Annotated in this window: 24 protein-coding genes, 1 tRNA gene and 2 pseudogenes; 19 read left to right on the forward strand and 8 right to left on the reverse strand. The window is 67.5% G+C overall.

What is annotated here, in order from left to right:
* Positions 1–11 precede the first annotated feature (11 nt).
* The 8 genes and pseudogenes from BS74_RS01810 to BS74_RS01845 all read left to right on the forward strand — a co-directional run bounded on the left by BS74_RS01810 (position 12) and on the right by BS74_RS01845 (position 6,538).
* Positions 12–929, forward strand: a complete 918-nt coding sequence (locus BS74_RS01810) for a M23 family metallopeptidase (RefSeq protein WP_038055541.1) — start codon at positions 12–14, stop codon at positions 927–929.
* Between the two features lie 10 nt (positions 930–939).
* On the forward strand, positions 940–1,305 hold the full coding sequence (locus tag BS74_RS01815; RefSeq protein ID WP_038055543.1) for a bactofilin family protein: 366 nt from the start codon (positions 940–942) through the stop codon (positions 1,303–1,305).
* Position 1,306: 1 nt separating this feature from the next.
* Positions 1,307–2,163 (forward strand): annotated as a pseudogene (gene accD, locus BS74_RS01820) (acetyl-CoA carboxylase, carboxyltransferase subunit beta).
* Positions 2,147–3,097, forward strand: a complete 951-nt coding sequence (locus tag BS74_RS01825; RefSeq protein WP_038055545.1) for an acetyl-CoA carboxylase carboxyltransferase subunit alpha — start codon at positions 2,147–2,149, stop codon at positions 3,095–3,097. Before accD ends, BS74_RS01825 begins: the two are co-directional and overlap by 17 nt.
* 68 nt (positions 3,098–3,165) lie before the next feature.
* On the forward strand, positions 3,166–4,782 hold the full coding sequence (locus BS74_RS01830; protein ID WP_038055547.1) for a PEGA domain-containing protein: 1,617 nt from the start codon (positions 3,166–3,168) through the stop codon (positions 4,780–4,782).
* Positions 4,783–5,000: 218 nt separating this feature from the next.
* A complete protein-coding gene (locus BS74_RS01835; RefSeq protein WP_038055550.1) occupies positions 5,001–5,693 on the forward strand; it encodes an NTP transferase domain-containing protein in 693 nt (230 codons plus the stop codon).
* A gap of 4 nt (positions 5,694–5,697) precedes the next feature.
* Positions 5,698–6,237 carry a hypothetical protein gene (locus tag BS74_RS01840; RefSeq protein ID WP_038055552.1) on the forward strand — a complete coding sequence of 180 codons (540 nt, stop codon included), beginning with the start codon at positions 5,698–5,700 and terminating at the stop codon, positions 6,235–6,237.
* Positions 6,238–6,298: 61 nt separating this feature from the next.
* Entirely contained in the window at positions 6,299–6,538 is a 240-nt protein-coding gene (locus BS74_RS01845) for a ferredoxin (RefSeq protein ID WP_015716251.1), read from the forward strand.
* 65 nt (positions 6,539–6,603) lie between these two features.
* Here the strand turns inward: BS74_RS01845 and BS74_RS01850 are convergent, their stop codons facing one another.
* The 3 genes from BS74_RS01850 to BS74_RS01860 all read right to left on the reverse strand — a co-directional run bounded on the left by BS74_RS01850 (position 6,604) and on the right by BS74_RS01860 (position 8,549).
* Positions 6,604–7,077, reverse strand: a complete 474-nt coding sequence (locus BS74_RS01850) for a GNAT family N-acetyltransferase (protein ID WP_038058743.1) — start codon at positions 7,075–7,077, stop codon at positions 6,604–6,606.
* Between the two features lie 87 nt (positions 7,078–7,164).
* Positions 7,165–7,386 (reverse strand): cold-shock protein, encoded by a 222-nt coding sequence (locus BS74_RS01855; RefSeq protein ID WP_014516375.1) that lies wholly within the window; start codon positions 7,384–7,386, stop codon positions 7,165–7,167.
* Between the two features lie 113 nt (positions 7,387–7,499).
* Positions 7,500–8,549 carry a DnaJ C-terminal domain-containing protein gene (locus BS74_RS01860; RefSeq protein ID WP_038055554.1) on the reverse strand — a complete coding sequence of 350 codons (1,050 nt, stop codon included), beginning with the start codon at positions 8,547–8,549 and terminating at the stop codon, positions 7,500–7,502.
* 163 nt (positions 8,550–8,712) lie between these two features.
* Here BS74_RS01860 and BS74_RS01865 point away from each other — a divergent pair, with 163 nt between their 5' ends.
* The gene (locus BS74_RS01865; protein WP_038055556.1) at positions 8,713–9,774 is read left to right on the forward strand and encodes an aminotransferase class V-fold PLP-dependent enzyme; all 1,062 of its coding nucleotides are present in this window, start codon (positions 8,713–8,715) and stop codon (positions 9,772–9,774) included.
* Here BS74_RS01865 and BS74_RS01870 read toward each other — a convergent pair.
* Positions 9,766–10,542 carry an undecaprenyl-diphosphate phosphatase gene (locus BS74_RS01870; protein ID WP_483855296.1) on the reverse strand — a complete coding sequence of 259 codons (777 nt, stop codon included), beginning with the start codon at positions 10,540–10,542 and terminating at the stop codon, positions 9,766–9,768. The two genes, BS74_RS01865 and BS74_RS01870, sit on opposite strands and share 9 nt — an antisense overlap.
* Positions 10,543–10,557: 15 nt before the next feature.
* Here BS74_RS01870 and ispD point away from each other — a divergent pair, with 15 nt between their 5' ends.
* From ispD to BS74_RS01885, 3 genes are read left to right on the forward strand one after another with little or no spacing between them, the layout of a single operon-like run.
* Positions 10,558–11,208 (forward strand): 2-C-methyl-D-erythritol 4-phosphate cytidylyltransferase, encoded by a 651-nt coding sequence (ispD, locus tag BS74_RS01875; RefSeq protein WP_038055562.1) that lies wholly within the window; start codon positions 10,558–10,560, stop codon positions 11,206–11,208.
* Entirely contained in the window at positions 11,196–12,014 is an 819-nt protein-coding gene (ispE, locus tag BS74_RS01880) for a 4-(cytidine 5'-diphospho)-2-C-methyl-D-erythritol kinase (protein WP_038055564.1), read from the forward strand. Before ispD ends, ispE begins: the two co-directional genes overlap by 13 nt.
* Positions 12,001–12,570 carry a TenA family protein gene (locus BS74_RS01885; protein ID WP_038055566.1) on the forward strand — a complete coding sequence of 190 codons (570 nt, stop codon included), beginning with the start codon at positions 12,001–12,003 and terminating at the stop codon, positions 12,568–12,570. The genes ispE and BS74_RS01885 overlap by 14 nt, the downstream gene beginning before the upstream one ends.
* Positions 12,571–12,624: 54 nt before the next feature.
* On the opposite strand, the gene BS74_RS01890 is transcribed toward BS74_RS01885, so the two are convergent.
* Together BS74_RS01890 and BS74_RS01895 are read right to left on the reverse strand one after the other, a co-directional pair.
* On the reverse strand, positions 12,625–13,119 hold the full coding sequence (locus BS74_RS01890; RefSeq protein ID WP_038040405.1) for a CarD family transcriptional regulator: 495 nt from the start codon (positions 13,117–13,119) through the stop codon (positions 12,625–12,627).
* A complete protein-coding gene (locus BS74_RS01895) occupies positions 13,116–13,676 on the reverse strand; it encodes a TetR/AcrR family transcriptional regulator (RefSeq protein ID WP_038055568.1) in 561 nt (186 codons plus the stop codon). Before BS74_RS01895 ends, BS74_RS01890 begins: the two co-directional genes overlap by 4 nt.
* Before the next feature lie 82 nt (positions 13,677–13,758).
* Here BS74_RS01895 and BS74_RS01900 point away from each other — a divergent pair, with 82 nt between their 5' ends.
* The 3 genes from BS74_RS01900 to BS74_RS01910 all read left to right on the forward strand — a co-directional run bounded on the left by BS74_RS01900 (position 13,759) and on the right by BS74_RS01910 (position 15,514).
* Entirely contained in the window at positions 13,759–14,472 is a 714-nt protein-coding gene (locus BS74_RS01900; RefSeq protein WP_038055574.1) for a type 1 glutamine amidotransferase family protein, read from the forward strand.
* Between the two features lie 9 nt (positions 14,473–14,481).
* Complete coding sequence (locus BS74_RS01905; RefSeq protein ID WP_038055576.1) at positions 14,482–14,982, forward strand: metal-binding protein; 501 nt, start codon at positions 14,482–14,484, stop codon at positions 14,980–14,982.
* Between the two features lie 67 nt (positions 14,983–15,049).
* Positions 15,050–15,514 carry a TlpA family protein disulfide reductase gene (locus BS74_RS01910; RefSeq protein WP_185747673.1) on the forward strand — a complete coding sequence of 155 codons (465 nt, stop codon included), beginning with the start codon at positions 15,050–15,052 and terminating at the stop codon, positions 15,512–15,514.
* On the opposite strand, the gene tsaE is transcribed toward BS74_RS01910, so the two are convergent.
* Together tsaE and BS74_RS01920 are read right to left on the reverse strand one after the other, a co-directional pair.
* Positions 15,476–15,913 carry a tRNA (adenosine(37)-N6)-threonylcarbamoyltransferase complex ATPase subunit type 1 TsaE gene (gene tsaE, locus BS74_RS01915; protein ID WP_038058745.1) on the reverse strand — a complete coding sequence of 146 codons (438 nt, stop codon included), beginning with the start codon at positions 15,911–15,913 and terminating at the stop codon, positions 15,476–15,478. The two genes, BS74_RS01910 and tsaE, sit on opposite strands and share 39 nt — an antisense overlap.
* 26 nt (positions 15,914–15,939) lie before the next feature.
* Positions 15,940–16,026: transfer RNA gene (locus BS74_RS01920), tRNA-Leu, on the reverse strand.
* Positions 16,027–16,129: 103 nt separating this feature from the next.
* Here BS74_RS01920 and BS74_RS12240 point away from each other — a divergent pair.
* The 4 genes and pseudogenes from BS74_RS12240 (at position 16,130) to BS74_RS01940 (ending at position 19,166) form a co-directional block, all read left to right on the forward strand.
* Positions 16,130–16,492 carry a hypothetical protein gene (locus BS74_RS12240; RefSeq protein WP_051946690.1) on the forward strand — a complete coding sequence of 121 codons (363 nt, stop codon included), beginning with the start codon at positions 16,130–16,132 and terminating at the stop codon, positions 16,490–16,492.
* Positions 16,471–16,994: pseudogene (locus BS74_RS12245) on the forward strand (hypothetical protein); the annotation flags it as partial. The gene BS74_RS12240 and the pseudogene BS74_RS12245, both read left to right, overlap by 22 nt.
* A 101-nt stretch (positions 16,995–17,095) precedes the next feature.
* Complete coding sequence (locus BS74_RS01935) at positions 17,096–18,316, forward strand: IS256 family transposase (RefSeq protein ID WP_038055582.1); 1,221 nt, start codon at positions 17,096–17,098, stop codon at positions 18,314–18,316.
* A complete protein-coding gene (locus BS74_RS01940; protein WP_051946718.1) occupies positions 18,279–19,166 on the forward strand; it encodes a hypothetical protein in 888 nt (295 codons plus the stop codon). Before BS74_RS01935 ends, BS74_RS01940 begins: the two co-directional genes overlap by 38 nt.
* Positions 19,167–19,207 lie beyond the last annotated feature (41 nt).

Consider the following 19,207-nt stretch of genomic DNA (forward strand, 5'->3'; position numbering starts at 1 on the left):
TACTCCTTTGGATGAAGCGGCAGGCGAGGAGGCCCGTGCGCTATACCCTTCTTCTGGCCCGAAGCGGCGGGGGAAGCCGGGCGGTGTCCCTGCCGGGGTGGGCGGTGGCCCTCCTCCTGGTCCTCCTAACCCTCTGGACCGGGGCCAACCTCTACCTCTGGCAGAGGAGCCGGGAAACCCGGGCCCTGGAAACCCGCCTCCAGGCCCTATCCCAGGAGGCCCGAAGGCTTTCCCTGGCCCTGGAGGCCGAGAGGGCCAAAAACGGCGCCCTCACCGAGGAGGCCAAGCGTACCCAGAAGGAGCTGGAGGCCCTCAGGAAGGCCATAGAGGAGCTCCGCCGCCGGGCGGGGCTTTCCCCCCTGAACGCCCTTCCCGTGCGCTACCAGGAGGGGGGAAAGGGGGGTGGGGCCGCGGAGGACTTGGCCCTCTGGGGGGAGGTGCGGGCCGAAGTCTTGGACCTGAGGAACCAGCTTAGGGAGGTGGTCCCGGCCCTGGAAAGGACCCTGGAGGTGGAACGAAGCCTTCCCCGGGGCCTGCCCCTGCGGGGGCATGAGGGGGTCACCTCCTTTTTCGGCGTGCGCAAAAACCCCTTTGGCCCGGGGTACGAGTTCCACGATGGGCTGGACTTCGCCGCTCCCTACGGGGCCCCCGTCTACGCCACGGGAAGCGGGGTGGTGGCCCGAGTCGGCTGGATGGGGGCCTATGGCCTGGCCGTCCTCCTGGACCACGCGGAAGGGTACCAGAGCCTCTACGGCCACCTCTCCCGCCTGGTGGTGCGCCCCGGGCAGAGGGTGGAGAAGGGGCAGGTCCTGGGGTACGTGGGCTCCACGGGCCGCTCCACGGGGCCGCACCTGCACTTTAGCGTCTACCGCCATGGCACCCCGGTGGACCCCAGGCCCTACCTGGACCCCCTTTGGGCCTCCCGTTAAAATGGGGCGGATGCTGGGGAGGAAACAGGCGGGGACCCTCACCTACCTGGGGCCCGACACCGAGGTCCTGGGGGACCTGAAGGCCAAGGGCCAGGTGCGCATCGACGGCCTGGTCAAGGGCTCGGTCTATGTGGAAGGGGAGCTGGAGGTGGGCCGCACCGGCCGGGTGGAAGGGGGGCGGGTGGAGGCAGGGAGCGCCCAGATCCACGGGGAGGTGAAGGCGGACCTGGTGGCGGCCAAGGTCAGCCTCTCCAAGACGGCCCGCTTCACCGGCACGGTGCGGGCCCAGGCCCTGGATGTGGAGGCGGGGGCGGTCTTCATCGGCCAGAGCCTGGCGGGGGAGACCAGGGCCCTCGAGGCCCCCAAGGAGGCGTAGCGTGGCCTTAGAGCGGCTTTTCCGAAGAAAAAGGCCCAGCGGGGAGAACCGGGACGTCCCCGAGCTTTGGACCAAGTGCGAGGCCTGCGGGGCCCAGCTTTACAAGAAGGAGTTCCGGGAGAACCTGTACGTCTGCCCCAAGTGTGGCCACCACCACCGCCTGCCCGCCCCCGAGCGGGTGGAGATGCTGGCCGACCCCGGCACCTTCCAGGAGACCACCCGGCTTAGGCCCCTGGATTCCTTGGGCTTCGTGGACACCAAGCCCTATGCGGAAAGGCTTAGGGCCTACCAGGAGGAGACGGGCCGCCAGGACGCCATCCTGGGGGGTACCTGCACCATCGGCGGGGTGCCGGCGGTCCTTTTGGTCATGGACTACGCCTTCGCCGGCGGGTCCATGGGGAGCGTGGTGGGGGAGGAGATCGCCCGGGGGCCGAGAGGGCGGCGGCGGAGGGAAGGGCCTTGGTGATCGTGGCGGCCTCCGGGGGGGCCAGGATGCAGGAGGCGGCCCTTTCCCTCATGCAGATGGCCAAGACGGTGATGAGCCTGGACCGCCTTTGGGAAAAACGCCTGCCCTACGTTTCCGTCCTCACGGACCCCACCACCGGGGGGGTTACCGCCAGTTTCGCCGCCTTGGCCGACGTGATCTTCGCCGAACCCGGGGCCCTGATCGGCTTTGCCGGGCCCAGGGTCATCCGCCAGACCATCCGGCAGGAGCTCCCCGAGGGCTTCCAGCGATCGGAGTTTTTGCTGAAGCACGGGATGGTGGACCGGGTCACCGACCGCAGGCGGCTCAAGGCCGAGGTGGTCCAGGTCCTCCGCCACCTGCACCCTGGGGTGCCCTATGCCGCTGGAGTTTGAGAAGCCCATCCTGGAGCTGGAAAAGCGCATCGCCGAGCTCAAGGAGACGGCCCGCACCACGGGGGTGGACCTCGAGGCGGAGATCCGCCTCCTGGAGGAACGCCTGGCCCGGCTCAAGCGGGAGGTCTACGGCAACCTCACCGCCTGGCAGCGGGTGCAGCTGGCCCGGGCCCCGGGCCGGCCCACCACCTTGGACGTCCTGGAGAAGGCCTTCCAGGACTTCCTGGAGCTCCACGGGGACCGGGCCTTCGCCGACGACCCCGCCCTCGTGGGGGGGCTTGCCTATCTGGAGGGGCAGAAGGTGGTGGTGGTGGGCCACCAGAAGGGGCGGGACACCAAGGAGAACCTCATGCGCAACTTCGGCATGCCCCACCCCGAGGGGTACCGCAAGGCCATGCGCCTCATGGACCTGGCGGACCGGTTCGGCTACCCTTTGATCTCCTTCATCGACACCCCCGGGGCCTACCCCGGGGTTTCCGCGGAGGAGCGGGGCCAGGCCTGGGTCATCGCCCAAAGCCTCCAGCGCATGAGCCGCCTAAGGGTGCCCGCCATCGCCCTCATCCTGGGGGAGGGGGGAAGCGGGGGGGCCTTGGCCATCGGGGTGGCCAACCGGGTCCTCATCATGGAAAACGCCTGGTACTCGGTGATCAGCCCCGAGTCCTGCGCCGCCATCCTTTGGCGGGACGCCAAGGAGGCCCCTAAGGCCGCGGAGGCCCTGAAGCTCACCGCCCAGGACCTTCTGGCCCAGAAGGTGGTGGACGCCATCGTCCCCGAGCCCGAGGGCGGGGCCCACAAGGACCCCCTTGGGGCCATCCAGAACATCAAGGAAGCCCTCCTAAGGACCCTGGAGGAGCTCAAGGGGCTTTCCCCGGAGGAGCTTTACCAGGACCGTTACCGCCGCTTCCGCGCCCTGGGGGCCTACGCCGAGTCTTAAGGGGCCTTGGGCCTTTTCCCTCAGGATTTTCACAGGGAAGCTTTAGCCTGGGAGTGGAGGTGAGGGATATGCGGAAACTGCTTTTGGCCATCCTGGGTTTGGGGGCGGCCTTGGCCCAGCAGATAAGCCCCCAGGGGATCATCGTGAACCCCGTGCCCACCGACCTTCAGGTGAGGGTCTGGGTGGACAAGGACCCGGGGAAGCGGGGCACCGCCCTATACCAGATCGGTGAGCCCATCTTCATCTACGTGAACGTGAACCAGGATGCCTACGTCTACCTTTTCAACATCAATGCCGACGGCAGGATTGATCCCATCCTGCCCAACGCCTTTGAGCGGAATAACTTCCTCCGGGCCGGGGAGACCCGGCGCTTCCCCCCGGAAGGGGCCCGCTACCGCTATACCGTGACGGGCCCCGAGGGGGAGGACCGCATCCTGGCGGTGGCGAGCCGCAGGCCCCTTTCCCTGGGGGAGATCCTGGACGTGGAGGGGAGCCGGGTGCGGGTGCAGGGGGCCGAGGGGTTGGCCAGGGCCCTCTCCATCGTCATTGAGCCCATCCCCGACAAGGACTGGGTCACGGACGTGGCCCGCTACTTCGTGGGCCGGGTGACGGCTCCCCCCTCCACCCCCGCCACGGCCACCCTGGCGGTGGACTCCAGGCCCACCGGGGCGGAGGTCTACCTGGATGGGCGGCTTTCCGGGCGCACCCCGGTCACCCTCCAGGTGAACCCTGGCCGGCACGAGGTGGAGCTCAGGCTTTCCGGCTACCAGCCCTACCGGGTCACGGTGAACCCCAAGCCGGGGGAAAGGGTCCAGGTCTTTGCCCAGCTGGTGCCGGAGCCCAGGCAGGGAACCCTGGCCGTCACCTCCAGCCCCTCCGGGGCCGAGGTCTACGTGGAGGGGGCCCTCAGGGGCCGTACGCCCCTTTCCTTGAGCCTGCCCGAGGGGCGGTATACGGTGGAGCTTAGGCTTGCGGGCTACGAGCCCTACCGGGCCACGGTCCAGGTGCGGAGGGGGGAGACCTCGAGGCTGGACGTGCGCCTCACCCCCTTGCCCCGCACCGGCACCCTCTTCCTGGAGTCCAGCCCCACGGGGGCCGAGGCCTACGTGAACGGCACCTTGCGGGGCCGCACCCCCTTGCGCCTGGTCCTGGACGAGGGGACTTACCAGGTGGAGCTTAGGCTTCCGGGCCACGAGCCCTACCGGGCCACGGTGCGGGTGGAAAGGGGCCGGGAGACCCGGCTTTCCGCCAGCCTTAGGCCCATCCGCACGGGGGAGCTCTACCTGGAGGCCAGGCCCGAGGGGGCCGAGGTCCAGGTGGATGGCCGCCTCGTGGGCCGGGCGCCCTTACGGATGAGCCTGGAGGCGGGCCTCCACGAGGTGCGGGTCCTGGCCCCCGGGTATGCGGAGTACCGGGCGCAGGTGGAGGTGCGCCCTGGGGAGTCCCTGAGGCTTTACGTGGAGCTCATCCCGGTGCGGGCCGTGTTGGAGCTTTACCTGAACGTGGAGGCCCGGGTCTTCCTGGACGGGCAGGAGGTGGGCCTGGCCAAGGGGGGTTACCTGCGCCTCGAGGCGCCCTTCGGGAACCACGAGCTCACCCTGGTGGCCCCGGGGTACCGTACCCTGGTGCAGGAGGTCCAGGTCACGGGCAACCAGGTCTTGCGCCTCACCCTTAGGCCCCTTTAGGGGGCGAAGGGGGCCGCCCCGGCCTCAGGCCGGGGCGGCTTGGCTCCTTTGCTGCGGCCTCCCCGTGGGGCGGCATCCTCCTCCCGGGGCCTTCCGCCAGGCCAGGTAGAGAGGACCACCAGGTAAAGCCCCCCAGCCAGCAGGGCGGCGAACCAAACCCAAGGAAGAGGCCCAAAGGGGCAAGCCCCTTTCCCATGCCCTCACGGTAGCATGGGGGGGTGGAGGCCATCGTCCTGGGAGGCGGCGAGGAGGCTTGGGCGGGGAAGTACGGGGTCAGGAGCAAGGCCCTGGTGCCCTATCGGGGCAGGCCCATGGCGGAGTGGGTGCTTTCCGCCTTGGCGGAGGCGGGGCTTTCCGTGGTCTATGTGGGGGAGAACCCGGGGCTAACCCCGGCCCCCCGCCTCACCCTCCCCGACGCCGGCAGCCTGCTTGGCAATCTGGAGGCGGCCCTTGGGCATGTGGAGGGCCGGGTCCTGGTGGCCACCGCCGATATCCCCCACCTTACCCCCGAGGCGGTGCGCTTTGTGCTGGAAAGGGCCCCGGAGGCCGCTTTGGTCTACCCCATCGTGCCCAAGGAGGTGGTGGAGGCCCGCTTTCCCCATACCCGCCGCACCTACGCCCGTCTTCGGGAAGGCGTTTTCACCGGCGGGAACCTGGTGCTTTTGGACAAGGGGCTTTTCTTCCAGGCCCTGCCCCTGGCCAAAAAGGTGGTGGCCCTTAGGAAGAAGCCCCTTGCCCTGGCCCGGCTTATCGGCTTGGATATCCTCCTGAAGCTTCTCCTGGGCCGGCTTACCCTTCCTGAGCTGGAAAGGAGGGCCAGGAGGATCCTGGGGGTGGAGGCCAGGGCCCTCATCACCCCCTACCCCGAGGTGGGGGTGGACGTGGACCGGGAGGAGGAGCTGGTAAGCTAAGCCCATGCGCACGGTGAAGGAGCTCCGCCTGGCCGGGCTTTTCGCCTATCTGGCCGCCTTGGTGCTGGGCCTTCTCTTTTCCTACCTCCTCCACTCCCTCCTCGGGGGTGGGGGTCGGTTGGGGTGGGAGGACTTTAACCTTACCGGGCTCCTGGAGGGGCTGGGGTTTCTCCTCTCCTTAACCTTTGCCCTCTACGTGGCCAAGAAGGCGGTGCGGGTGCCCTGCACCACCCTGCTCACCGCCGGGCTCATCTGGCCCACCCCGGCCCGCCGCCTGGCGAGGCCGTTGCCCCGGGTGGAGGCCCTCGAGGCCTACGAGGGCCGGGGGGTGGCCCTTCTGGTGCAGGAGGGGCGTCCGGTGGGGCTTTTGGGCCTTTCCGACCACATCCTGCCCCTGGAGGAGGTGCCCAGCGTGGAGGCCGAGGTGGCGATGAGCGAGCTTTCCCCTCTTTTCCTGCGCCAACCCTTGGTCCTGGTGGTGAAGGGGGAGGAGGTCCTGGGGGCCATTTCCCGGGAGGCCTTCTTCCGGCACCTGGGAGCTTAGGCGCTTGACAAAGGGCCTGCTGCCCTAAAATAGGGGGGAGCGGTAGCTCGGGAGGTGAAGGATGCCGCACGTGATCTGCGAACCCTGCATCGGCGTAAAGGACCAGTCCTGCGTGGAGGTCTGCCCGGTGGAGTGCATCTACGACGGGGGGGACCAGTTCTACATCCACCCCGAGGAGTGCATTGACTGCGGGGCCTGCGTGCCCGCCTGCCCGGTGAACGCCATCTTCCCCGAGGAGGACGTTCCCGAGCAGTGGAAGTCCTACATTGAGAAGAACCGCAAGCTGGCTGGGCTGGGCTAAGGGGTAAGCCCTTGGCCCAAGGGGCTTGGGGCCCTCGCCAGGGTGGAAACCTTGGCGGGGTTTTTTTACAGCTCCCGCACGTACCAGCTCAGGGTGGGGCCCCCGTCCTTCACGTGGCGGAAGCCCTGGGCCCGGAAGAACGCCTTGGCCCGGGTGTTGTGGCCGTAGACCACCGCATAAAGCCGCTCGGCCCCCGTCAGGTGGTCTAAGAGGTGCTCCAGGGCCCTTCGCCCCAGGCCCTGTCCTTGCCGGTCTTCCCGGATGAGGAGGAGGCTTAGGGTGGCGTCCTCGGGTTCGGGGTAGTGGAGCTTGTAGTCCAGGTAGCCCACCACCTCCCCTTCCAGGAGGAGGAAAAAGGCCCGGCGGCGTTTGTCCTGCTCCAGGGTGGCCAGGTCCCGGGCCACGTCCTCCAGGGCCGGGGGTTCCATACCGATCAAGGCGAAGTACCCGGGGCTTCGCAGGAAGAGCTGGTGCAGAAGGGGTGCGTCCAGGGGAAGGACCGGGCGCAGGCTCAGGTTGAGGGTCCGCATCCCTCCCATGCTACCGGCTTTGGTCTGAGAAAGGGAGGATGGGTTTGCCAAAAGGGAACCGCCGTGGGCTTTCCCCACGGCGGTCCAGGTTGCCCTTTACCTGCGGGCCGGCTCCACCACGGTGACGTTCACCGCCTGGGGGCCCTTGCCGTTTTTACCCGGCTCCACGTCAAAGGTGACGATGTCGCCCTCGTTCAGGGTGCGGAACCCCTTGGCGTTGATGGCGCTGAAGTGGACGAACACATCGGTGTCCCCCTCGCGCTCAATGAAGCCGTAACCCTTCTCCGCGTTGAACCACTTGACCCGACCCTTCTGCATACTGCTCCTTCTCTTCCGAGCCCTTGGGCTCGCATCCGGGGCCTTAGGGGTTGCTTTAGACCCAAGGGGCCACCCTATAGCGACCCGGAATACCTCACTATACCACAAAGGGCCTACTTGCGGAAGAACCCCCTTAGCCTTTCAAAAAAGCCCTCGGGGGCAACCTCCTCCCCCACCTCCTTGGCGTAGGCCCGAAGGAGTTCCTTGGCCTTGGGGCTAAGGTGCTTGGGCACGGAGAGGGCCACCACCACCCGAAGGGCCCCCCGCCTGGACTCCCCCGGGTAGGGGAGGCCTTCCCCGGGGAGTTCAAACACCTCCCCGTGCCCCGTGCCTGGGGGGATCTCCAGGGGGATGGGACCCGAAAGCCCCGGCACCTCCACCCGGGTGCCCAAGGCCGCCTGGGCCAGGCCGAGGTTCAGCCGGTAAATGAGGTCGGCCCCTTCCCGCTCCAGGTGGGGGTGGGGGCGTACCTTCAAGCGCACGTAGAGGTCCCCTGGGCCGCCGGGCCCCAGGTTGCCGTGGCCCGGTACCCGCAGGAGGTGGTTTTCGTCCATGCCCGGGGGGATGTTTACCCGGACCCTTGCCTCCCGCACCACCCGGCCCCGGCCCCGGCAGACGGGGCAGGTTTCCGCCAGGAGGTGGCCCTGCCCCTTGCAATGGGGGCAGGTGGAGCGGGTGACGAAGGCGCCGAAGAGGCCCTGGCGGTAGCTTTCCAGCACGCCCTTTCCCCCGCAGGTGGGGCAGACCACCCGTCTGCCCCCCTGGCCGTGGCAGGCCTCGCAGGGGGTGAGGCGGCCGTAGGTTACCTCCACCTCCTTCCCGTGAAGGAGGTCCTCCAGGCCCACCTCCACCTGGGCCTCGAGGTCCTCCCCCCTGGGGGCGGCGCGAGGGGTGCGGAAACCGAAGGCCTGGGCGAAGAGGTCAAAGAGATCCTCCGCCTGGAACCCCGGCGCCCCCAAAAGCCCCCGGTCGTACTGGGCCCGCTTCTCGGGGTCGGAGAGGACGGCGTAGGCTTCGTTGATCTCCTTGAAGCGCTCCTCCGCCTCCTTGTCCCCGGGGTTGCGGTCGGGATGGTACTGCAGGGCGAGCCTGCGGTAGGCCTTTTTGATCTCCTCCTGGGTGGCCTCCCGGCTCACCCCCAGGATGGCGTAGTAGTCCTTCATCCAGGTAGCACTTTACAAGGAAAGGGGCCTTGGGCTAAAGTGGGCCTCAATGAGGCTCCTGCGAGCTATCCGGTAGGGGGCCCCTTCCCTCGGGAAGGGCCCCCCCGGTCTGGCCGCGGGGGCTTTTCTTATGCCCGCTTCCCACGGGCGCAAAGGAGGCAAGATGCTGCTTCTGACCCCTGGACCCACCCCCATCCCCGAACGCGTGCAAAAGGTGCTTCTCCGTCCCATGCGGGGCCATCTGGACCCCGAGGTGCTGGCCACCAACCGAGCCATCCAGGAAAGGCTCGCCCGGCTCTTTGACCCCGGGGAAGGCGCCTTGCTGGCGGCTTTGGCGGGCTCGGGTAGCCTGGGCATGGAGGCCGGCCTCGCCAACCTGGACCGGGGGCCGGTCCTGGTCCTGGTGAACGGGGCCTTTTCCCAGCGGGTGGCGGAGATGGCCCAGGTGCACGGTCTGGAGCCCACGGTTTTGGAGTTTCCCCCGGGGGAGCCCGTGGACCCGGAGGCGGTGGCCCGGGCCCTGAGGGCCAGGCGCTACCGCATGGTGGCCATGGTGCACGGGGAGACCTCCACCGGGGTGCTGAACCCGGCCCGGGAGATCGGGGCCCTGGCCAAGGAGGCCGGGGCCCTTTTCTTTCTAGATGCCGTCACCACCCTGGGGATGCTCCCCTTCTCCATGCGGGAGATGGGGGTGGACTACGCCTTCACGGGCAGCCAGAAGTGCCTCTCCGCCCCCCCGGGTCTGGCGCCCGTGGCGGTGAGCCTCGAGGCCCGCCGGGCCTTCACCGCTAGGCGGGGCTGGTACCTGGACCTCACCCGGGTGGCGGAGCACTGGGAGCGGGGCGGCTACCACCACACCACCCCCGTCCTCTTGCACTACGCCCTGCTGGAGGCCTTGGACGTGGCCCTGGAGGAGGGGGTGGAGGCCCGGGAAAGGCGGGCCAAGGAGGTGTATGCCTGGTTGCGGGAGGAGCTTGGGGCCAGGGGCTTTAGCCTCTACCCCAAGGCGAGCCCCTTGCCCACGGTGCTGGTGGTGCGCCCCCCGAAGGGGATGGAGGCGGACCGCCTGGTCAAGGCCCTGTACGCCCAGGGGGTGGCGGTGGCCGGGGGGATCGGGCCCACCCGGGGGCAGGTGTTGCGGCTGGGCCTCATGGGGGAGGCGGCTCGGCGGGAACTTTACGGGGAGTTCCTGAAGGTCTTAGACCGGGTTCTGGCCCTAGCCTAAGAAGAAGTAGGCGTAGACCAGGGCCAGGGCCATGCGGTAGTAGGCAAAGGGCCTAAAGCCGTGGCGCTCCACGAAGGAAAGCATCCAGCGCACGGTGAGGAGGGCGGTGATGAGGGCCGCGAGGAAGCCGAGAAGAAGGAGGTCCCAGCCCCCTGGCGGCACCTGGGGGGCGCTTTTGAGGAGGTCGTAGCCCACGGCGGCCAGCATGGTGGGTAGGGCCAGGAGGAAGCTGAACTCCGCCGCCGCCTTGCGCTTTAGCCCAAGGAGGAGCCCCCCCAGGATGGTGGCCCCGCTCCGGCTGGTGCCCGGGAAAAGGGCGGCAAGGCCCTGGAAAACCCCGATCAGGGCTACCCGGACCAGGGGGAGCTCCAGCACGTCCCCATGGCGGGCCTGCTCCGCCAGGCGGTCCGCCAGGAGAAGGACCAGGCCCACGGCGAACAGGAAGAAGACCACGATGCCGTCATCCCCCAGGATCCTCCCCTTGATGAGGGGGTAGAGGAGGAAGCCCATGGCCGCGGTGGGCAGGAAGGCCACCCCAATCCGGAGCCACAGGGCCCGGTCCAAGGCAAAGCGCCTTCCGTAGAGGAAAAGAATGGCCAGGATGGCCCCCAGCTGGATGGCGATGAGGAAGGTCTTCAGGAAGGGGTCTTCCTCAATGGGCAGTCCGAGGAGGTGGAAAAGGAGGGTCAGGTGGCCGGTGGAGGAGACGGGCAGGAACTCCGTGAGGCCCTCCACAAGGCCCAAGAGAAGGGCTTCCCAAGCGCTCACGCGGCCCATGCTACCATGAGGGGCGTGGAGGTTTCCGTCCTCATCCCCGCCGCCGGGAACGGGGAAAGGCTGGGCTTGGGGCCCAAGGCCTTCCTGCGGGTGGGGGGGAGGAGCCTTTTGGAGTGGTCCCTCCAGGCCTTCCGGGAGGCGGCGGAGGTCCTGGTGGCCCTGCCCCCCGGGGCCGAGGCCCCGCGGGGCCTGCGGGCGGTCTTCCTGGAGGGGGGGAGGACCCGCCAGGAGTCCGTGGCCCGTCTCCTGGAGGCGGCGAGCCTTCCCTTGGTCTTAGTCCACGACGTGGCCCGGCCCTTCGTGAGCCCCAGCCTGGTGGGGCGGGTCCTCGAGGCCACCCGCGCCACCGGGGCGGCGGTGCCGGTCCTGCCCCTTCCCGACACCCTCATCCGGCCGGAAGGGGAAGGGTATGGGGAGGTGGTCCCCCGGGAGGCCCTGCGCCTGGTCCAGACCCCCCAGGGCTTCTTCACCGCCCTTTTGCGGGAGGCCCACGCCTACGCCAGGAGGCGGGGGCTTTCCGCCACCGACGACGCCCAGCTGGTGCGGGCCCTGGGCTACCCCGTGGCCCTGGTGGAGGGGGAGAGGTCCGCCTTCAAGATCACCTACCCGGAGGACCTTCCCCTGGCGGAGGCCTTGGCGCGGATATGGAACGCCTAGCGGTGGCCAAGGTGAACCTGGGCCTTTCCCTCTTGGGGAGGCGGCCGGATGGTTACCACGAGCTCCATACCCTCTTCGCCAGCCTTTCCTTCGGGGACCGGCTCCTTTTGGAGCCCATCCCCGAGGGGATTGAGTTCCGGGGGCGGTACGGGCGGCGGAACCTGGCCTACCGGGCGGCCCAGGCCTACCTGGAGGCGGCGGGCTGGCCGGGGGGGGTGCGCATCGTCCTGGAGAAGGCCCTGCCCGAGGGGGCGGGCCTGGGCGGGGGGAGTTCGGATGCTGCTCAGGTGCTTCTTGGGCTTCGGGAGCTCTATCCGGCGGAGGTGGACCTTTCCGCCTTGGCCCTTTCCCTGGGGGCCGACGTGCCCTTCTTCCTCCAGGGGGGGGTGGCGGAGGCCCGGGGGATAGGGGAGAGGCTTAGGCCCCTTTCCCTGCCCCCTTTGCCCGTGGTGGTCTTCTCCTCGGGGTTGCGCCTCCCTACCCCCAGGGTCTATGCGGAGGTCAAGCCCCACGACTTCGGGCCCGAGCTTCCCGTGGAGGAGATCCTGAAGGCCTTGGAGAGGGGGGAGGAGCCACCCTATTGGAATAGCCTCGAGGGCCCCGCCTTTCGCCTCTACCCGGAGCTAAAGGCGGTGAAGGCCCGGCTTCGGGCCTTGGGGTTGCGGGGGGTCTTGATGTCGGGATCGGGGAGCGCCTTCTTCGGTCTGGCCGAGGACGAGGCCCAGGCCAAGAGGGCGGTGGAGGCCCTTAGGCACACCGGTTACGCCCGAAAGGGGATTCTGGGGGGAGGGTATGGGGCGCTTTAGGGAGCTTTTTGGGTTTAGCCCGGATGCCTTGGAGGAGATCAAGGCCTTGCCCCTCCGCTGGGATGAGGAGCGGTTCGCCTTCTGGCTGAGGCAGGATTTTCCCTTCGTGGAGGCTTTGTACCGCTTTCAGGTGGGGCTTCTCAAGGAGGCGCCCCATCCCCACCGGGCGCCCTTGGTCCAGGCCCTCATGGCCACGGTGGAGGAGCTGGACTGGCTTCTCTCCCAGGGGGCGGATCCCGGGGAGCCGGTGCACCCGGTGCGCCAGGAGTACATCGCCCTGCTCCAGGAGATGGAGGGCTTCTCCTATCCTTACCGCTTGGTCTTCTTTTACTTCCTGAACCGCCTTTTCCTCGAGGCCTGGAACGCCCACGTGGAGGGGGATGGCCCCTGGCGGGAGCTGGCCGAGCACTGGTCCGCCCCCGAGTTCCAGGCGGTGCTCTTTGACCTGGAGGTTATGGCCCAGGGCCAGGTGGAGGGGCTGGATCCCGGGGTGGTGGAGCGCTACCTGGCCCGCATCCTGGAGATGGAAAAGAAAACCTGGAGCCTCCTCCTGTAGGCGGCATGAAAAAGGGCCCCGGAGGCCGGGGCCCTGGGCCTGGGGAGAACTTCCTCAGTTCAGTTCCTCGCCCCAGGCTTCCTCAAAGAGCCGCTTGGCCTCCTGCACGGTGATCTCCAGGGTTTGGGAGACCTCCTCCGCCAGGAGGTAGATGGCCCGCCTCAGGGCCTGGCGGTCCAGGTCCGGCAGGCCCCGTTCCAGCTCCCAGGCCCTGAGTTGCCCCGCCATCTGGGCGATCCGGTAAGGGTTCCCGTCCGCCAGGATCTCGCTGGTCTTGCGGTGCCGGGCGGCCCACTGCTTGGGCAGGGGCATGCGCCCGTTCTTTAGGAGGTCCAGGATGATGGGCACCTCCTCCGGGGCCAAGGCCTTGCGCATGCCCACGCTCTGGGGAGCCTCCACGGGTACGTAGGCCTTGGAGCGGGAACCGGGAAAGTCCACCTGGTAGTAGGCCCGGTTGATGCCGCTCACGCTCCTCTGGGCTATGCCCGCCACCACGCCGACCCCGTAAGGGGGCAAGACCACCTTGTCGCCGGGACGGAACTCTTTCACGGCGCGACTCCTTTCCGGAACACCTCCATAAGGTGCTCCAAATATGCCTCCGCCTCGAGCTGGGGGGTGCATCCTAAGGCCGCGATCACGTGGGCGGTGGCCCTGGGGGAAAGCTCGGGGCGCACGGCCCCTTCCTCCTGGCCGCTTCGCACCAACGCCTCCAAAAGGTCCAGGTAGTGCTGGTGGAGCCCCTTGAGCCAGGGGGTGGGGTCCTCCATGGCCTCCCGGGCCACCGCCGCCCACAGGCCCCGCCACTCGGCGATCCAGGCCAGGCGTTTCTTCAGGAGGTCCTCGAGGCGCACAAAAAAGGGCGCCTTTTGGCGCACCACCTCCTCCACCTCCCGGTAGAAGGCCCAGGTTCGTTCCTCCACCAGGTTTTTCAAGAGGTCCTTCTTGTCGCGGAAGTAGAGGTAGATGGTGCCCTTACCCACCTCCGCCCGCCGGGCCACCTCCTCCATCTTGAGCCCGGAAAGCCCCATTTCCCGGAGGATTTCCAAGGTGGCCTGGAGGATGGCCTTCTTTTTGTCCCTGGAGAGCGCCCCCGGCGGGGATACCATCGCGGCCACGCCCTCAAGTTTACCACACCGCCCTTTTCCTTTCATGAGGAGGCGGTTACCCTAAGGGTATAGGAGGTCGGGTATGCCCCAGGGCTTTTTCGCCTTGCTCACCGCTGATCCCCTCCGGGGGGCCTTGCGTCCGGTGGAGGCCCGGCTCCTGGAGGAGGCCGGGGGGGAGGCCCTCTTCCTGGTGCCCTATCCTTTGCGGGACCTGGCCGAGGCCTGGCGGCTCGCCTACCGCAGCCTGGGCCTGAGGCGGGGAAGGGTCTTGTACCTCAGGCGGCGGGAGGAGGCCTTTGACCCGGAGATAGCCCAAAGGGTGGTGGAAAGCCCCCTGGTGCTTCTCGCCGCGGAGGGGTTGCCGGAGTTCTTGGATCTCATCCGGGGCAGCCTCCTTCTCCAGGCCCTTTTGCAGGTCCACCGCCAGGGGGGAGGGGTGGTGGCCTTGGGGGAGGCGGCGGGCCTTTTGGGCGAGGCGGCCTTCTACTCCTTGGAGGGGGAGGTTAGGGCCGCCCTGGGCCTGGCCCTGCTTCGGGGCCTGGTCCTCCTCCCCCGGGTGGAGGAACGGGGGCGGTTCCTGGCCCTTTCCCGCCTGGTGGCCGACAACCCCGACCTGATGGGCCTGGGCCTTCTGGAGAACACCGCCCTTCGCCTCCTAAAGGGCCTGGGGGAGGTCTGGATGGGAGGGGTGACCCTGGTGGACGCCGGGGGAGCGGAGTACACGGGCCGGGGGGTGAAGGGGCTCAAGGTGGATGTGCTCTCGGCGGGGGAGCGGTTTGCCCTGCCGGCCCTTTAGCATGGGCCTATGCCCTCGGGGCGGGTGCACGAGGCCATCAACCTGACGGTCCTGGGGGGAGGGGCCCTGGTCTACCTGGCCTATGGGGGTTCCCCGGAGGAGCCCCGGGTTCTGGCCTTTGCCCTGGCCTATCTGGCGGGCACCTTCCTCCTCTCCCCCGACCTGGACCTGGCGGAAAGGGGCACCCGCTCCCAGCGCCGTTGGGGCCTCTTGGGGCTTCTTTGGCGCCCCTACGGCTGGCTTTTCCGCCACCGAGGGCTTTCCCACACCTGGGTGCTGGGGCCCTTGACCCGCCTGGGCTACCTGGTGGGGCTCCTGGGGGGCTTGGCGGTGCTGGCCCAGGGCCTCGCCGGGTACCTGGGCATGGGGTTTGCCCTAAAACCCCCCTCCTGGCCCCCGGAGGTTTGGGGGTTTGCCCTTTTGGGCTACTACCTCTCCCAATGGCTCCACCTGGTGGCGGATGGCATCTGGCCCGACCACGACCTGAGGCGCCTACGGCGGCCAAGGTGAGGAGGTTTACATACCCATCCCCGCCAGGGTAAACAATGGAGGCATGCTCAAGCGATGGCTAGGGGGAATGGTTTTTTTGCTTCTCGGCCTGGTCCTTGCGGTGCAGCCTGGCCAGCGCCTGCCCGAGTTTGCCCTTTTGGATCCCAAGGGTAACCTCGTCACCCCCAACACCATGAGGAAGCCCGCGGTCATCGTCTTCTGGGCCAGCTGGTGCCCGGTGTGCAAGGCGGAGTTCCCGGGGCTTCACCGGGTGGCGGAGGAGACCCGGGTGCCCTTCTACGTGATCAGCCGGGAGCCCAAGGACACCAAGGAGGTGGTGCTGGAGTACATGAAGGCCTATCCCCGCTTCATCCCCCTTTTGGCCTCGGACAAGGATAAGCCCCACGAGGTGGCCAACCGCTTCAAGGTGGTGGGCCAGCCCTGGACCTTCGTGGTGGATGCCGAGGGGAAGGTGGTGGCCCTGTTTGCGGGGCGGGCTGGGCGGGAGGCCCTGCTAGACGCCCTGCTCCTGGCCGGGGTGGAGCTGCCATAGCTCGGCCCGGCGCACCTCCCCTTGGGGGGTGAGGCGGAGGAGGAAGTCGGCCTCGAGGGCCTGCGGGTCCCCCCACTCCACCAGGAGGAGGCGGGCCCCTTCCCGGGCGGCCTCCAGCTGGGGCAGGAGGGCCTTTGGGTCCTTTAGGCGGTAAAGGTCCGCGTGGACCAGGGGGCCTTCTGGGGTGGGGTAGGTGTGGATGAGGGTGTAGCTGGGGCTGGTCACCCTTCCCCTGAAGCCCAGGCTTTCGGCCAGGAGGCGAACAAAGGTGGTCTTCCCCGCCCCCAAGGGGCCTTCCAGGGCCACCAGGCTCCCTTCGGGGAAGAGGGGCAGGACCTCCCGGGCCAGGGCCTGGGTGTCCTCCAGGGTCTTAAGGGTGCGCTCCAGGAGAAGCCGCATAAAGAAAAAGGCCCCGAGGGGCCTTTTGGTGCCGGGAGCGGGACTTGAACCCGCACGCCCTTGCGGGCACCACCCCCTCAAGATGGCGTGTCTACCAGTTCCACCATCCCGGCAGGGTGCGCCTCACGCGCAAGCCTTAGTTTAGCAAAAGCCCTCTTCTTGTCAAGGTTCGCCGGGCTTGCCTTGCAAGCCCTCTTGAGTTATGCATTTCCCGAGATGGGCAAGCGCGGCTTCGTCCGAAGGGAACCGAGGCCCAAGGAAGTCCTGGAGCTCTGCCTGTACCTGGCCCAAGAGGTGGCCCCACCCACCCCCAAAGGCCACCGCGGCAGACCCTGGCGCTACACCCATGCCCTGTACCTGGCCCTCCTCCTCTTCCGCGCCTTCTACGGCCTCACCTACCGAGCCACAGAGGCCCATCTCCAGGACCTCCTAGAGGGCCCCTTCCCCTCCCACCAGGCCCTGGCCGCCTATGCACAGAAACACCTGAACGAAGAGGTGCTGCAGGCGCTGCTGGAACGGCTGGTACAGGAAGTGGAAGCCCGGCTTCCCCAAGAGGAAGGGGAACCCCCCTTTTCTTGATGGACAGCACGGGGCTGGCCTACCGTAGCAAAGACACGGTGCTGCGCTGGCGCAGGGGGCAGGAGGAGCGGCGGATGCGGGGGCACAGCCGGCTTTTGGCCCTGGTGCGGTGGAGGAGGGGGCAGAAGCTTTTGGCCCCTTGGGGGGGCGGGGTGGGGCGGGCGTATGCCCCTGACCCGAGGCTTGGGGCGGGGGTGCTCCTGCGGTTTGGGCTGGGGGGCGGGGTGCTTTTGGGGGACGCGGGCTTTGACGGGAGGTGTGGGAGGTGGTGCGAGGGCTTGGGGTGTGGCCCCTGATCCGGCTGCGGGGAGGGGGAGAGGTGCGGGATGAGGTGAGGCGGGAGGTAGCGGCGAGGATGAAGACGCGTTTGCGGAGGGGTTATTTGCAGGAGCGGAAACCGCATACGGCCATGTGGCGGGCCTTTATGGAGTTCCTTGCCTACGGCCTGCGCATCCTGCTCACCCTGCTTCCCCCTCAGGGGGGGTACAAGGCGATTTACTAGGCAAGCCCACAGTGGCTTGACATCAAATGATGATTGTGGTATTCCTTCGTTTGCTACTTCAAAGCTCCACCGGTCGTGTAAGGAATTATGTGTAGGGGTTTGTGTATAAAAGGGGGGTACCAGGATTAGGAAGGAGGTACCCCGTGGACCAGGATACCTTGCAGGTGATGCTAAGGGAAGCGGTGAGGCAGACGGTGACCGAGGTCTTGCAGATTCTCCTGGACGCCGACCGGGAAGCCTTCTTGCGCCAGCACGGGGGACGCAAGAACGGCTACTACCCCCGCAAGCTGGAGACCGCCTTTGGCCAGGTGAAGCTGGCCATCCCCCGGGATCGGGAAGGGAAATACTATCCCAGCCTCCTTCAACCCTATGCCCGCCGTCAGGTGGACGTGGGGGAGGTGGCCATTGCCCTTTACGCCGCTGGGGTGAGTCAACGCAAAGCGGCGGAGGTGATGAGCCTCTTGCTGGGCCACCGGTACACCCACGAAACCATCAGCGCCATCACCGACCAGGTGCTGGAAGCGGCCGAGGCTTTCCAGAAGCGGCCTTTGCCGGAGGAGATGGCCTTTGTTTACCTGGATGGCTTTTTCTTGAAGGTGCTCAGGGAGGGACTTGGGGTGGAGAGGGCGGCCGTATACGTGGCCCTGGGGGTGACCCCCAAAGGGGAGAGGCAGGTTCTGGGCTTCTGGCTCCTTCCCACGGAGAACGCCCATGCCTGGGGGGAGGTGCTGAAGGAGCTTTGGGAAAGGGGGCTAAGGCGGGTGTTGCTGTTGGTCACCGATGGTCTACCTGGGATAGAGGAGGCCATCAGGAGGGTTTATCCCATGGCGGGGTGGCAGCGGTGCGTGGTGCACATGGTGCGCTCTAGCCTGGGGCAGGTGCGTTCCCGGGACAGGGCTCTTTTGGCCCAAGACCTGAAGGGGGTGTACATGGCGGGGAGCCGACAGGAAGCCCTGGGTGCTTTGGAGAGGCTGAGGGAGGCCTGGGGTGCCAGGTACCCTTCCCTGGTGGCCTCCTGGTGGGAGAACTCGGGGGCTCTGCTCCGTTTCCACGATTACCCCCAGGTGCTCTGGCCCTATCTGCGGAGCACCAACCTGATGGAGAGGTTCATCCGGGAGGTGAGGCGTGGGACGAAGGTGCGGGATCATAAGTTCCCCCGACCCGAGTCTGTGTTTAAGCTCCTTTACTTGGAGGCGGAGCGTCAGGAGGGGAGGTGGTCTGAGCGGCGATTGAAGGGCTTTGCTGAGGTGCGGGAAGTGCTGGAGAAGATGCTTCTGGAGAGGTATGCCCCCCGTACACAGACGCTTACACATAAATCTTGACACGACCCGACTCGATCGCGAGCATCCCCTTTACCATATTGACGCAGAAACCCTCCTGGTGGCTACCTACGTCTGGGTCGATGACCAGCTCAAAGCCCTCCAAGCCCAAGGAATGCGCTTGCCAAAACCCCAAAAGCACCAAAAGGCCACCCTCCCCGAACTCCTGACCATCGCCCTCTTCCTGACCTTCTTGGGCCTGGACCTCAGCAAAGGCTACCTCCTCTCCCAATCCCTCCTCCGCCCCTACTTCCCCTCCCTACCCCACCTCTCCCGCTTCCTCCGCGTCTTGCAAAACGCCCAGCCCCTCCTGGCCCACCTGGCCCTCCGCCTGGCTCAGGGGCCCAGCCTCCTGCACGTGGTAGACCTGAAGCCCCTCCCCATGGCCCACGGCCACCGCATCCGGGGCTATGCCCTGCCCGGATCGGGGATTGGCGTGGGGCCCCTGGGAGGCTTTGCGGGCTACGCCCTGGTGGGGGTCATCAACGACCGGGGGCTGTTTCACCGCTGGGCCCTGTTGCCCGGGAATGCCCGGGAAACCTGGGCCAGGGGGCTTCTGGAGGGGCTGGAGCACGTTCTGGGGGACCGAGGCTTTCGCTGGGTGGAGGGCGTTCTCACCCCACCTTATCGCCTGCGGGGGGGACAGGTGGTGGAGACGGGATGGCGGGAGTGGATGGGGAGGGTGAGAAACTGGATCGAGACGCGTTTCAGTGTGATGGTGCGTTCCCTGGGGCTTGGGCGGGTTGAGGCTCGTTCTTACTGGGGGCTGGTGGCGAGGGTGAACCTCGTCCTCTTAGCCCACAACCTCATCCGGAGTCGGGTTCTCCTGAAGATGGCAGGGGTGGAGCTTTGAAGTAGCAAACGAAGGCATGACCTTATCCGGTAGCATGTGCT

It is taken from the genome of Thermus amyloliquefaciens (assembly GCF_000744885.1).
GTDB lineage: Bacteria > Deinococcota > Deinococci > Deinococcales > Thermaceae > Thermus > Thermus amyloliquefaciens.

Bases quoted from the DNA above. Each gene is read 5' to 3' on its own strand.
- ispD (WP_038055562.1), top strand. From the start codon at position 10,558: ATGAGGGGCGTGGAGGTTTCCGTCCTCATCCCCGCCGCCGGGAACGGG.
- BS74_RS01815 (WP_038055543.1), top strand. From the start codon at position 940: ATGCTGGGGAGGAAACAGGCGGGGACCCTCACCTACCTGGGGCCCGAC.
- BS74_RS01865 (WP_038055556.1), top strand. From the start codon at position 8,713: ATGCTGCTTCTGACCCCTGGACCCACCCCCATCCCCGAACGCGTGCAA.
- BS74_RS01900 (WP_038055574.1), top strand. From the start codon at position 13,759: ATGCCCCAGGGCTTTTTCGCCTTGCTCACCGCTGATCCCCTCCGGGGG.
- BS74_RS01810 (WP_038055541.1), top strand. From the start codon at position 12: ATGAAGCGGCAGGCGAGGAGGCCCGTGCGCTATACCCTTCTTCTGGCC.
- BS74_RS01825 (WP_038055545.1), top strand. From the start codon at position 2,147: ATGCCGCTGGAGTTTGAGAAGCCCATCCTGGAGCTGGAAAAGCGCATC.
- BS74_RS01905 (WP_038055576.1), top strand. From the start codon at position 14,482: ATGCCCTCGGGGCGGGTGCACGAGGCCATCAACCTGACGGTCCTGGGG.
- BS74_RS01910 (WP_185747673.1), top strand. From the start codon at position 15,050: ATGGTTTTTTTGCTTCTCGGCCTGGTCCTTGCGGTGCAGCCTGGCCAG.
- BS74_RS12240 (WP_051946690.1), top strand. From the start codon at position 16,130: ATGGGCAAGCGCGGCTTCGTCCGAAGGGAACCGAGGCCCAAGGAAGTC.
- BS74_RS01830 (WP_038055547.1), top strand. From the start codon at position 3,166: ATGCGGAAACTGCTTTTGGCCATCCTGGGTTTGGGGGCGGCCTTGGCC.
- tsaE (WP_038058745.1), bottom strand. From the start codon at position 15,913: ATGCGGCTTCTCCTGGAGCGCACCCTTAAGACCCTGGAGGACACCCAG.
- BS74_RS01850 (WP_038058743.1), bottom strand. From the start codon at position 7,077: ATGGGAGGGATGCGGACCCTCAACCTGAGCCTGCGCCCGGTCCTTCCC.
- BS74_RS01845 (WP_015716251.1), top strand. From the start codon at position 6,299: ATGCCGCACGTGATCTGCGAACCCTGCATCGGCGTAAAGGACCAGTCC.
- BS74_RS01840 (WP_038055552.1), top strand. From the start codon at position 5,698: ATGCGCACGGTGAAGGAGCTCCGCCTGGCCGGGCTTTTCGCCTATCTG.
- BS74_RS01885 (WP_038055566.1), top strand. From the start codon at position 12,001: ATGGGGCGCTTTAGGGAGCTTTTTGGGTTTAGCCCGGATGCCTTGGAG.
- BS74_RS01940 (WP_051946718.1), top strand. From the start codon at position 18,279: ATGCCCCCCGTACACAGACGCTTACACATAAATCTTGACACGACCCGA.
- BS74_RS01895 (WP_038055568.1), bottom strand. From the start codon at position 13,676: ATGGTATCCCCGCCGGGGGCGCTCTCCAGGGACAAAAAGAAGGCCATC.
- BS74_RS01860 (WP_038055554.1), bottom strand. From the start codon at position 8,549: ATGAAGGACTACTACGCCATCCTGGGGGTGAGCCGGGAGGCCACCCAG.
- ispE (WP_038055564.1), top strand. From the start codon at position 11,196: ATGGAACGCCTAGCGGTGGCCAAGGTGAACCTGGGCCTTTCCCTCTTG.
- BS74_RS01855 (WP_014516375.1), bottom strand. From the start codon at position 7,386: ATGCAGAAGGGTCGGGTCAAGTGGTTCAACGCGGAGAAGGGTTACGGC.